8 protein-coding genes are annotated in these 11,525 nt (G+C 65.7%); 5 read left to right on the forward strand and 3 right to left on the reverse strand.

Annotated features, from left to right (window positions below; genetic code table 11):
• Genes glgX through treY form a run of 3 tightly spaced genes read left to right on the forward strand, consistent with a single transcriptional unit; the run spans position 1 to position 6,606 of the window.
• Positions 1 to 2,073 carry a glycogen debranching protein GlgX gene (gene glgX, locus XH93_RS31845; protein ID WP_194475402.1) on the forward strand — a complete coding sequence of 691 codons (2,073 nt, stop codon included), beginning with the start codon at positions 1 to 3 and terminating at the stop codon, positions 2,071 to 2,073.
• Positions 2,070 to 3,821 (forward strand): malto-oligosyltrehalose trehalohydrolase, encoded by a 1,752-nt coding sequence (gene treZ / locus XH93_RS31850; RefSeq protein WP_194470489.1) that lies wholly within the window; start codon positions 2,070 to 2,072, stop codon positions 3,819 to 3,821. The genes glgX and treZ overlap by 4 nt, the downstream gene beginning before the upstream one ends.
• A gap of 4 nt (positions 3,822 to 3,825) precedes the next feature.
• Entirely contained in the window at positions 3,826 to 6,606 is a 2,781-nt protein-coding gene (gene treY, locus XH93_RS31855) for a malto-oligosyltrehalose synthase (RefSeq protein ID WP_194470490.1), read from the forward strand.
• 70 nt (positions 6,607 to 6,676) lie between these two features.
• Here treY and XH93_RS31860 read toward each other — a convergent pair whose 3' ends face one another.
• Positions 6,677 to 6,985 (reverse strand): polyhydroxyalkanoic acid system family protein, encoded by a 309-nt coding sequence (locus XH93_RS31860; RefSeq protein WP_194470491.1) that lies wholly within the window; start codon positions 6,983 to 6,985, stop codon positions 6,677 to 6,679.
• A 164-nt stretch (positions 6,986 to 7,149) separates the two neighbouring features.
• On the opposite strand from XH93_RS31860, the gene XH93_RS31865 reads away from it, so the two are divergent.
• Complete coding sequence (locus tag XH93_RS31865; protein ID WP_021080901.1) at positions 7,150 to 7,314, forward strand: DUF3309 family protein; 165 nt, start codon at positions 7,150 to 7,152, stop codon at positions 7,312 to 7,314.
• Between the two features lie 162 nt (positions 7,315 to 7,476).
• Here XH93_RS31865 and ligD read toward each other — a convergent pair whose 3' ends face one another.
• On the reverse strand, positions 7,477 to 10,149 hold the full coding sequence (gene ligD / locus XH93_RS31870; protein ID WP_194470492.1) for a DNA ligase D: 2,673 nt from the start codon (positions 10,147 to 10,149) through the stop codon (positions 7,477 to 7,479).
• A 61-nt stretch (positions 10,150 to 10,210) separates the two neighbouring features.
• Between ligD and XH93_RS31875 the strand changes: the two genes are divergently transcribed.
• On the forward strand, positions 10,211 to 11,092 hold the full coding sequence (locus XH93_RS31875) for a Ku protein (protein WP_194470493.1): 882 nt from the start codon (positions 10,211 to 10,213) through the stop codon (positions 11,090 to 11,092).
• 147 nt (positions 11,093 to 11,239) lie between these two features.
• On the opposite strand, the gene XH93_RS31880 is transcribed toward XH93_RS31875, so the two are convergent.
• The gene (locus tag XH93_RS31880) at positions 11,240 to 11,464 is read right to left on the reverse strand and encodes a DUF6496 domain-containing protein (protein WP_194470494.1); all 225 of its coding nucleotides are present in this window, start codon (positions 11,462 to 11,464) and stop codon (positions 11,240 to 11,242) included.
• Between the last annotated feature and the right edge of the window lie 61 nt (positions 11,465 to 11,525).

Raw genomic sequence — 11,525 nt, forward strand, 5'->3', positions numbered from 1 at the left:
ATGCGACTGACCGAGGGAACGCCGTCGCGGCTTGGTGCCAGCTGGGACGGCAGGGGCACCAATTTTGCGTTGTTCTCAGCCAATGCGGAGAAGGTCGAGCTTTGCCTGTTCGACGGCCAGGGTCGCCGCGAGCTGGAGCGCATCGAGCTGCCCGAGCGCACCGAGGACGTCTGGCACGGCTATCTCAACGACGTCTCGCCGGGCCAGCTCTACGGCTATCGCGTCTACGGGCCGTATGCGCCGGAGCGCGGCCACCGCTTCAACCCGAACAAGCTGCTGCTCGATCCCTATGCCAAGCGGCTGGTCGGACGGCTGGTGTGGAGCGACGCGCATTTCGCCTACCGCACCGGCAGCGCGCGCGAGGACCTCTCGTTCGACCGGCGCGACAACGCCCGCGGCATGCCGAAGGCCGCGGTGGTCGACGAGAGCTTCAACTGGGGCCGCCGCGAGATGCGGCCGCACATTCCCTGGGAAGACACCATCATCTATGAGGCCCACGTCAAGGGCCTGACGCAGAAGCGCGAGGATGTACCGCCGAACCTGCGCGGCACCTATGGCGGGCTGTCGTCGCCGGCGATGATCGAGCATCTCAAGCGGCTCGGCGTCACCACGATCGAGCTGTTGCCGATCCACGGCCTGATCGACGACCGCATCCTGGTCGAGAAGAAGCTGGCGAACTACTGGGGCTACAACAGCATCGCGTTCTTCGCGCCGGAGGTCCGCTACGCCCAGGACAATGCACTCGACTCCTTCCGCACCACGGTGGCGCGGCTGCACGATGCCGGCATCGAGGTCATGCTCGACGTGGTCTACAACCATACCGCCGAGGGCAACCATTTGGGCCCGACGCTGAGCTTTCGCGGCATCGACAACGCCTCCTATTACTGGCTGAACCGCGAGAACCCGCGGTTCTACGACGACTTCACCGGCTGCGGCAGCTCGGTCAACCTCACCCATCCGCGGGTGCTGCAGATGGTGATGGACTCGCTGCGCTACTGGGTCGAGGTCTGCCATGTCGATGGCTTCCGCTTCGACCTCGCCACCACGCTGGCGCGCGGGCCGAACGGCTTTGACCGCGGCCACGCCTTCCTCACCGCCGTGCGTCAGGACCCGGTGCTGGCCACCGCCAAGATGGTCGCCGAGCCCTGGGACCTCGGCCTCGGCGGCTATCAGGTCGGCGCGTTTCCGTCGCAATGGTCGGAGTGGAACGACCGCTATCGCAGCGCGATGCGGCGCTACTGGAGCGGCGAAGGCAGCCTGATCGGCGATATCTCAAGCCGGATGACGGCATCCTCCGACCTGTTCCACCACGACAACCGCGCCACCCGCGCCAGCATCAACCACATCACGGTGCACGACGGCTTCACCCTCGCCGACCTGTTCAGCTACAACGAGAAGCACAACGAGGCCAATGGCGAGGACAATCGCGACGGCTCCAACGACAATCACAGCAACAATTGCGGCCATGAGGGCCCGACCGACGATCCCGCCATCAACGCGTTGCGCCGCCAGCTGCGCAAGAATGCGCTGGCCTGCCTGCTGCTCGCGCAGGGCACGCCGCTGATCCTCGCCGGCGACGAGGTCGCCAACACCCAGAACGGCAACAACAACGCCTACTGCCAGGACAACGAGACGGGCTGGGTCGGCTGGGAGAATCTCGGCGGCGAAGACGACTTCATCGACTTCGTCGGCCATCTCACCGCGCTGCGCCGCCGCTTTGGCCAGATCCGCTGCCAGCGCTGGCTCGACGGCCGCCGCGGCGACGGCTCCTATGGCGTGCTGTGGCTGACGCCGTCGGCGGAGGAGATGAAGGAATCCGACTGGAAGTTTCCGGAAAGCCGGTTTGTGGCTTATGTTCTGGGGCCGATGGAACAAGGTCAGGCGCCGATCTTTGTCGTGCTCAATGCCGCACCGCAGGAGATCGCGTTCAAGATGCCGAAAATGCCCGAATACAGGAGCTGGCAGCAGGTGCTGAACACGACCAGGACGGTGCAGACGGCCGAGCAGTTTCTCTCCGGCGTTGAAACCAAGGCGCCGCCGCGTGCGGTGCTGGCCTTCGCAGGCGCCCCATGAGTGCGCAGCATTTCGGCCCGGAGCTGACATCGGACGGCGCGCGCTTCCGGCTGTGGGCGCCGGCGGCGAAGCGCGTCGACGTCCTGCTCGACAAGCCGCATCCGCTGACGCGTGACGCCGCCGGCTGGTATGTCGCCGAGATTCCCGGCGTGCGCGCCGGCACGCGCTACAGATTCCGCATCGATGACGAGATCGACGTGCCCGATCCGGCCTCGGCGTTCCAGCCGGATGACGTGTTCGGCCCGAGCGAGGTGATCGATCACACAGCCTTCAAATGGCGCGCGACCGAGTGGCGCGGTCGACCGTGGCATGAGGCCGTCGTGCTCGAGGCCCATGTCGGCACCTTCACGCGTGAAGGCACCTACCGCGCCATGATCGACAAGCTCGATCATCTGGTCGCGACCGGCATCACCGCGCTGGAGCTGATGCCGCTGGCGGACTTCGCGGGCAAGCGCAACTGGGGCTATGACGGCGTGCTGTGGTACGCGCCCGACAGCGCCTATGGCCGCCCCGAAGACCTCAAGACCCTGATCGACGAGGCGCATCTGCGCGGGCTGATGGTGATGCTCGACGTGGTCTACAACCATTTCGGCCCGGAGGGGAATTATCTCGGCCGCTACGCGCCCTCGTTCTTCACCGATGCGCACACGCCGTGGGGCAGCGCGATCGACTATCGCGTACCTGAAGTTCGCGCCTTTGCGATCGGCAGCGTGGTGAGCTGGCTGCGCGACTATCGCTTCGACGGGCTCCGGTTCGACGCGGTGAACATGATCGTCGAGGCCGGCGAGGTCGCCGTCGTACACGACTTCAGCAAGGCGGCGGGACATCTCGTCGCCAACGACAGCCGGCACATCAACCTCGTGCTCGAAAACGGCGACAATCTCGCGCGCCTGCTCGACGCCACCGAGGATCCGCCGCACGGCAAATTCCGCGGCCAGTGGAACGACGACTATCATCACGTCTGGCACGTGATGCTGACCGGGGAAACGCAGGGCTATTACGGCGACTACCGCGCGCCAAAGCAGGAGCTCGCCCGCGCGCTGTCCTCCGGCTATGTCTACCAGGGCGAGGTCTCGGCATTCTGGGGCAACAAGCCGCGCGGCGAGCGGAGCGGCGCACTGTCGCCGATCTGCTTCATCAACTTCCTGCAGAACCACGACCAGATCGGCAACCGGCCGCTCGGCGACCGGCTCGTAAGTATCGCGAAGCCTGAGGCGGTCGCCGCCGCGCTCGCGGTCACACTGATCGCGCCGACCACGCCGATGCTGTTCATGGGCGAGGAATGGGGCGCGACCTCGCCGTTCCCGTTCTTCTGCGATTTCAAGGGCGATCTCGCCAACGCCGTGCGCAAGGGACGGCGTGAGGAGTTCGCCTGGGCCTATGCCAAATACGGCGACGACATTCCCGATCCGCTCGACGAGAAGACCATGCAATCCGCGGTGCTCGACTGGACCGCGCTCGCCCGCGATCCCGGCCGGGCCCGGCTGGCGCTGGTGCGCGACCTGCTCGCCGTACGCCGACGCGAGATCACGCCGCGGCTGGCCGGCGCGCGCTTCGGCGATGCCATCGTCGCCGGCGATCTCCTGACCGCGCACTGGCGGATGGGCGACGGCAGCACGCTGCGGCTCACCGCCAACCTGTCGGACCGCGCGATCGCTGATGCGCCGGAGCCGAAGGGAACCGGGATCTGGGGCGGCGCGTTGTCGGGGGGCCTCCCCGGCTGGGCGGTGCGCTGGAACCTCGGATAGCTCGATGCCTCTCGCGATCCCGATCGCGACATACCGCCTGCAACTCACTGCCGATTTCGACTTCGATGCTGCCGCCCGTGTCGTGCCGTATCTGAAGAGGCTCGGCATCAGCCACGTCTATGCCTCGCCCTTCATGAAGGCGCGCAAGGGCTCGACGCACGGCTATGACGTCGTTGACCACACCAAATTCAATCCGGAGCTCGGCGGCGAAGCCGGCTTTGCACGGCTGAGCGAGGCGCTGAAGCAGAACGATCTCGGCCTGATCCTGGATTTCGTGCCGAACCATGTCGGCGTGCATTTCGCCGACAATCCGTGGTGGCTCGACGTGCTGGAGTGGGGCCCGGCCTCGCCGCACGCGGTCTCCTTCGACATCGACTGGGACCTGCTGCCGTATCGGGCGCGCGGCGGCGTGCTGCTGCCGATCCTCGGTTCGTCCTACGGCCAGGCGCTGGAGCGCGGCGAGATCGAACTGCGCTACGACGCGAGCGAAGGCAGCTTTTCGGCATGGTATTACGAGCACCGCCTGCCGATCGCGCCGGAACGCTATGGCGAGGTGCTGCGCACCGTCGTGCGCGAAGCCGGCGCCGAGGACAGCGCGGCCGGACGCGCCGTGCTCCAGCTCGCTGCGCAATATCGCGGACTGCGTCACCCCAACCGCATCGAGGCGCCGGCCTTCAAGGCGGCGCTGCGCGCCATCGACGGCGCTGCCGACATCATTGCGCGCGGGCTCGCCGCGTATCGCGCCGGCGACGGCGCAAGCCAGACGCTGGCGCTGCATCATCTCTTGGAGCGCCAGCATTACAAGCTCGGCCACTGGCGGCTCGCCTCCAGCGACATCAACTACCGCCGCTTCTTCGACATCAACACGCTGGCGGGGCTGCGCGTCGAGGACGCCGCGACCTTCGAGGCCAGCCACAGTCTGGTGAAGCGGCTGATCGCGGAGGACCGGCTACAGGGCCTGCGGCTCGACCACATCGACGGCCTGCGCGACCCCGCCCAATATTTCCAACGGCTGCGCCGATTGATCCGCGCCGCGCAGGGGCCAAAGGCAAAGCCGTTCTACATGGTGGTCGAAAAGATCCTCGGCGAGGACGAGAAGCTGCCGCGCTTTGCCGGCGTCCACGGCACCACCGGCTATGAATGGATGAACGTGATCGGCCAGCTGCTGGTCGACGGCAGCGGGCTCGATCCGCTCGGCGAGATCTGGCGCCAGATCAGCAACCGCTCGCCGAACCTCGTGCCGGTGCTGCGCGAGGCCAAGCGGCGGGTGCTGGAGACCCTGCTGACCAGCGAATTCACCGTGCTGGCACGCATTCTGGCGCGCATCGCCAACGGCCACTACAGCAGCCGGGACTTTTCCGCCGACAGCCTGCGCCAGGCGCTCGAGCTCTATGTGCTGCATTTCCCGGTGTACCGCACCTACCTCACCGCCGCGGGACCGACAACGCATGACCGCGCGCTGATCAGCGCGACCATCGCGCGCGCCCGCGCCGACTGGTTCGCCGCCGACGAAGGCATTTTCGATTTCCTGCGCGACGCGCTGACCATGGATTTGTTGAAGCCCGGCCGTCCGCCGCACTCGACGCCGCGGGTGCGCCGCTTCGCGCTGAAGGTGCAGCAGTTCACCGGGCCGATGATGGCGAAGTCGCTGGAGGACACCACGTTCTATCGCTACCACCGCCTGCTGGCGCTGAACGAGGTCGGCGGCGATCCCGCGGCGAGCGCGCTGCCGGCCGATGACTTTCACGCCATGATGCAGGCGCGCGCTCGCGACTGGCCGCACGGCATGACGGCGACCGCGACCCACGACACCAAGCGCGGCGAGGATGCCCGCGCCCGCATCATGGCGCTGGCCGAGATTCCCGGCGAATGGACCAGCGCGGTGGCGCGCTGGAAGGTCTTGAACGCGCCGCATCTCGTGCTCGACGGCGAGATGCGGGCGCCGTCGGCGACGTTCGAATACATGCTGTATCAGGCCCTGCTCGGCGCCTGGGATCCAGCCGACAAGGATTTTGTCGACCGCATCCAGGCCTACGCCCTGAAGGCCGCGCGCGAGGGCAAGCAGGAGACCAGCTGGCTCAATCCGCATGCGCCCTATGAGGACGGCATCAAGACCTTCATCGAACGGATCCTGGATCGCAACACCTCGCCCGAATTTCTGCAGGCGCTGGATACGCTGGCGCAACGCACCGCATTGATCGGCGCGCTGAACTCGCTCAGCCAGGTGACGCTGAAGGCGACCATGCCGGGCGTGCCGGATTTCTACCAGGGCACCGAATTGTGGGATTTTTCATTGGTCGATCCCGACAACCGCCGGCCGGTCGATTTTGCCGAACGCGCGGCGGCGCTGGAGGCGCTCGAAACGCCGGATTGGCATGCGCTGGCGCAGGACTGGCGCGACGGCCGGCTGAAGTTCGCCTGGACGCGGCATCTCCTGCGGCTGCGCAACGAACTGCCCGATGTGTTCACCAGTGGCGACTATGCACCGCTCGCGGTCAGCGGCCCGCATCGCGATCACGTCGTGGCATTCGCAAGGCGTCACGGCCGCGACGCTGTCATCGTCGCGCTGGCAAAATCGTTTGCTCCCTTCACGCAAAGCGGGCGGGCGTGGCCGCGTCCGGAGACATTCGAGGGCGCGATCGATGTGGCGGGATACACGCTCCCGGGTGGCGGCAGAGAGATTGAACTCTCGAAGCTCTTCGCCCCTCTGCCGGTCGCGGTGCTGAAGACGAAGGTCGCGGCGAGCGCGAAACGAGCGGCCAAGCGGTCGCCCTCACACGCCTAGAGCATGATCCGGAAAAGTGCAAAGCGGTTTTCCAGAAAGATCATGCTCAAGCAAATGGCTAAGCTGCAGGTCAGCGCTTGGTCAGCAGCAATTGCCCGTGCTTCTGAATGGCAGCCTGCGCGACTTCGGCAAAGCGCTGCAGCAGCCATGGCAGCGTCACCTCGACCCGCACATAGGCATCCTCGACCTCGACCTGTCCGGCCGCGACCTGCCCCAGCGCGCGGACGCGAAAGTTCATGCGGTTGTCCTCCCAGCGCTCCTCGTCGACGCTCAAGACCGGGACGCTCGCGGCCGCGCGCGAAAGGCCGGTTTTGAGGCGGCGCATCGCCTCGTCGCGGCCGAGGCTGTGGGGAATCGAAACGATCAGTGGCGCCGACATGCGGGCGGTCCTCCCTCGATGTCGTTGATGTAGTTCGGTTCCTCGAAAACGGAAGACGCACACAGTTTTATCGCGCTGCGGGAGCCGGAACCTTCGCAGATGCGGATTGTTGGCTTTTCCGAAGGGCAGAAAGAGTGAGGCCCGCGGGGCTGAGGAGACACGAGATGTCAATTGGAACCATCATTCTCATCATTCTGGTGATCGCGCTGCTCGGCGGCTTCAGCGGGATCGGCGGCGGCCCGTTCTACGGCACCGGCTATTACGGCGGCGGCGGCCTGGGCCTCGTGATCGTGATCCTGCTGATCCTGCTGCTGCTGGGACGGCTCTAGCGGCATACGGCTTCCACAAAACGACTGTCATCACCCGCGAAAGCGGGTGATCCAGTATTCCAGAGACGGCGTTGATTGAACCGATAAGCCGCGGCGTATTGGATACCCCGCTTTCGCGGGGTATGACGAGTTGAGGGCGACGCGGCGGCCCGCCCTCATCAGCTACTGCGCCGCGAGCTTCTTGATCGCCGTCTTGATCGATGACGCCGCATCCTCGTAGCCGTCCCAGGCCTTGGTCTTCGCCAGCAGCGCCGGCACTGTGCGCAGCGTGTATGCCTTCGGATCGAGATCGCCGCGCAGCTGCGCCCAGGTCAGTGGCATCGATACCGTGGCGCCCGGACGCGCCCGCGGCGACAGCACCGCGACCGCGGTCGAGAGCCGGTCGTTGCGCAGATAGTCGAGAAAGATCTTTCCCTTGCGCTTGGCCTTGGACATGTTGATCAGATAGCGCGCCGGATCGTCCTGCTCCATCCACTGGCAGATCGCTTGCGCGAAGGCCTTGGCTTCCTTCCACGTCACCTTGTCCCTGGCGCCGGACAGCAGCGGCGCCACCACGTGAAGGCCCTTGCCGCCGGTGGTCTTGCAAAAGCTTTCGAGACCGACCGCGCTGAGCCGCTGGCGCATGTCCTTGGCGGCCTCGACCACATCCGGGAACGCGACATCGGGCGCGGGATCGAGGTCGAACACCAGCCGGCCCGGCGTGTCATAGGCGTCGGGCGCGCAATTCCACGGATGCAGCTCGAGCCCGCCGGCCTGCGCGACCGCAGCGAGGCCCTCGACCTGGTCGATCTGCAGATACGGCTTGCGGTCGCCCGAGACTTTGGCAAGCTTCAGCAGTTTCGACGTGCCGGCCATCGCGTGGCGCTGGAAGAACGTCTCGCCCTTGATGCCGTCGGGCGCGCGCACGATCGAGCACGGCCGGCCCTTGAGATAGCCGATCATCCATGCGCCGACCGCCTCGAAATATCTTGCCAGCTCGAGCTTGGTCACCGCCTCGCCGTCGCCGGCATCGGGCCACAGCGCCTTGTCCGGGTTCGAGATGGCGACGCCCATCACCTCGCCGGACGCCTTCCCCGCAGCTTTGGCCATCGGCTTCACCACTGTGGTTTTGACCGGCGTCTCGGCTTCCACCTCATGTGCCGGCTTGTCCTGGCGCAGGCCCTTGAACGCAGCCTGGCGGATATTGCCGGCGTCGGTCCAACCGGCGAACTCGATCTCGGCGACCAGCTCCGGCTTCAGCCAGTGCACGTCGCGGGTCTTCTTCGGCGCGTCCTTGCCGCCGAACGGACTCTTGTCTGCTTCCGCCGCCTTCAGCGCCGGCATGATGCGGCGAACCGTGTCGGCGCCAAAGCCGGTGCCGACGATGCCGACAAAGGCGAGATGATCGCCGCGATAGACGCCGGCCATCAGCGAGCGGAATTTGCCGTTGGTGGTCTTCCAGCCGCCGAGCACCACCTCGTGGCCGGCGCGGATTTTTGCCTTGGTCCAGTCGTCGGAGCGGCCCGAGCGATAGGCACCGTCGAGCCGCTTGGAGACGATGCCTTCGAGCTTGAGCTTGCGCGCCGAGTCCAGCACGGTCGGGCCGCTCTGCTCGAAATGCTCGACATAGCGGATCACGGGATTCTTGCCCTTGCGCGCCTCGAGCAACGTCTTCAGCCGCGCCTTGCGCTCGGTAAGCGGCAGCGGGCGCAGGTCGCTGGTCGCCTCGAACAGCAGATCGAAGGCGTAGAAGATCAGCCGATCGGTCTTGCCGTCGGACAGGGCGGCCTGCAGAGTGGAAAAATGCGGCGTCCCGTGCTTGTCGAGCGCGACGATCTCGCCGTCGATCAACACGTCCGGCAGCCTCGCCGCCTCCTTCGCGATCGCGCCGAACTTTTCGGTCCAGTCGAGCGCCTTGCGGGTCTTCAGCACCGCAGCTCCGTCCTCGACGCGCAACTGCATCCGGTAGCCGTCGAACTTGATTTCGTGGCACCAGCCGGCGCCGCCCGGCGGCGTTTCGACCGCGGCGCAGAGCTGCGGCGCGACGAAATCCGGCATCTCCGAGACCTGCTTCGCTTTCGCCGGCGGCCGCGCCTTCAATTGTTCTTTGGGCGCCGGCGCCTTGGTCCTGGCGCGCGCCTCCGCGGCGATGCCGTGATTGGAGTGCCAGACCGCGTCGGCTTTGGTCTTGCCGTTGCCCTTGGCGAGCATGAACGGTTTTGGCGCCCGCCCCTTGCCGGATGCGATCTGCGCCATCGAGCGCCCCGAGGCGACCGAGCGATCCTCGGCAAGAATGTCTTCGCCGTTGCCGTCGACGGCATATTCGTCGCGGTGCTTGATCAGGAGCCAGTTGGTACGCTTGCCGCCATTGCGGTCATTTCTCATCCGCACCAGCACCCAGCTGCCATGCAGCTTGTCGCCTTGAAGCGTGAATTTCAGGTCGCCCTTCTTGAAGCCGCGCTCGGGATCGTCCGATTCCCAATAGCCGCGATCCCACAGCTGCACGGTGCCGCCGCCATACTGGTCGTCCGGAATGGTGCCTTCGAAATCGCCGTAGTCGAGTGGATGATCCTCCACCTCGACCGCGAGCCGCTTGTCATGCGGATCGAGCGAGGGGCCGCGCGTCACCGCCCAGGACTTGAAGACGCCGTCGAACTCGAGCCTGAAATCATAGTGCAGCCGCGTCGCATCATGCTTCTGGATCACGAAGCGCCGCTGTTTTGCGGGCGCAACCTTGACGTCGCCGGATGGCTCGTTGGTCTTCTCGAAATCGCGTTTCTTGCGATAGGTCGACAGGTTTTTCAGCGGCACGTCAGAAATCCCGGGGCAAACGACGGCCGCCGCCCGCGCGGCCATTCAGGAACCAAAACCCACGGTATCCGTTCAAGTTCCAAACTCAAGCTGTTTGGAGACGATGATGGCCGCTCCCCGCGCCTACTGGAAAGGCACGCTCAAACTCTCGCTGGTGTCGTGCCCGGTGGCGCTGTACCCGGCTTCGACCGCGGTCGAGAAAACCCGCTTCCACATGATCAACCGCGAGACCGGCAACCGGCTGAAGCAGCAGATGGTCGACACCGAGACCGGCGACGTCGTCGAGGGCGACCAGAAGGGTCGCGGCTACGAGGTCAGCAAGGGCAAATATGTCGAGATCGAGAAGGACGAGCTCGAGGCGGTGCAGATCGAGAGCAACCACACCATCGACATCGACTCATTCGTGCCCGAGGGCGAGATCGACAAGCGCTATCTCGACCATCCCTATTACATCCGGCCCGACGGCAAGGCCGGCGTCGACGCCTTTGCGGTGATCCGCGACGCCATGAAGGACCAGGACCGCGTCGCACTGGCCCGCATCGTCCTGACCAACCGCGAGCACGTCATCGCGATCGAGCCGCTCGACAAGGGCATGCTCGGCACCACCTTGCGCTACCCCTACGAGCTGCGCGATGCCGACGATTATTTCGACGACATCAGGAGCCCGAAGGTGACAAAGGACATGATCGAGCTCGCCGGCCACATTCTCGACAGCAAGGCCGCGCATTTCGATCCGTCAAAGTTCAAGGACGAGTACGAGACCGCGCTGAAGGCCCTGGTCCGCCGCAAGGCCGCCGGCAAGCCGATCAGGGCCGCCGCGCGCGAGGAAAAGCCGAGCAATGTGGTGAACTTGATGGATGCGCTGAAGCAGAGCCTGAAGGGCGGCGGCACGCGGCGCGCGGGCTCGACCGCACGGCGCCCGACCTCGCATCGCCGGGCAGCGAAGAAATCGCATCGTTCGGGCGCGCGGTCACGTAAGGCAGGGTAACTCTCTCCACCGTCATTGCGAGGCGCGAAGCGACGACTTGTCCGCCGTAGCTCGAAGAGCGAAGGCGGAAGCAATCCATCTATCCGCACGCGTGGAGGGATGGATTGCTTCGCTTCGCTCGCAATGACGGTGGATGGTCCGAGTGCCCTACCGCTTCTTTGCAGCCTTGCGTTTCTTCGTCTTGCGCTTCTTGGACGCCTTCTTCGGCACTTTCCTGCCCTTGGCGCGGGCTTCCGACAGGCCGATCGCGATCGCCTGCTTGCGGCTCTTTACCTTCTTCTTGGAGCGGCCGCTGCGCAGCGTGCCGGCCTTGCGCTTCTTCATCACGCGCTCGACGTCGCTCGATGCTTTTCGCGAGTACTTTCTTGCCATGGCTTCTCTCCCGCTGAAGGAAACCAATCCTCGATCGGAACGAAGGTTCCGAACTGGAGCA

This window comes from Bradyrhizobium sp. CCBAU 51753, assembly GCF_015291565.1.
Classification (GTDB): Bacteria; Pseudomonadota; Alphaproteobacteria; order Rhizobiales; family Xanthobacteraceae; genus Bradyrhizobium; species Bradyrhizobium ivorense.

What these genes read in the sequence shown, in the direction of transcription:
- glgX (WP_194475402.1), top strand. Translation starts at nt 1, where the DNA reads ATGCGACTGACCGAGGGAACGCCGTCGCGGCTTGGTGCCAGCTGGGAC.
- treZ (WP_194470489.1), top strand. Translation starts at nt 2,070, where the DNA reads ATGAGTGCGCAGCATTTCGGCCCGGAGCTGACATCGGACGGCGCGCGC.
- treY (WP_194470490.1), top strand. Translation starts at nt 3,826, where the DNA reads ATGCCTCTCGCGATCCCGATCGCGACATACCGCCTGCAACTCACTGCC.
- XH93_RS31860 (WP_194470491.1), bottom strand. Translation starts at nt 6,985, where the DNA reads ATGTCGGCGCCACTGATCGTTTCGATTCCCCACAGCCTCGGCCGCGAC.
- XH93_RS31865 (WP_021080901.1), top strand. Translation starts at nt 7,150, where the DNA reads ATGTCAATTGGAACCATCATTCTCATCATTCTGGTGATCGCGCTGCTC.
- ligD (WP_194470492.1), bottom strand. Translation starts at nt 10,149, where the DNA reads ATGGCCGCGCGGGCGGCGGCCGTCGTTTGCCCCGGGATTTCTGACGTG.
- XH93_RS31875 (WP_194470493.1), top strand. Translation starts at nt 10,211, where the DNA reads ATGGCCGCTCCCCGCGCCTACTGGAAAGGCACGCTCAAACTCTCGCTG.
- XH93_RS31880 (WP_194470494.1), bottom strand. Translation starts at nt 11,464, where the DNA reads ATGGCAAGAAAGTACTCGCGAAAAGCATCGAGCGACGTCGAGCGCGTG.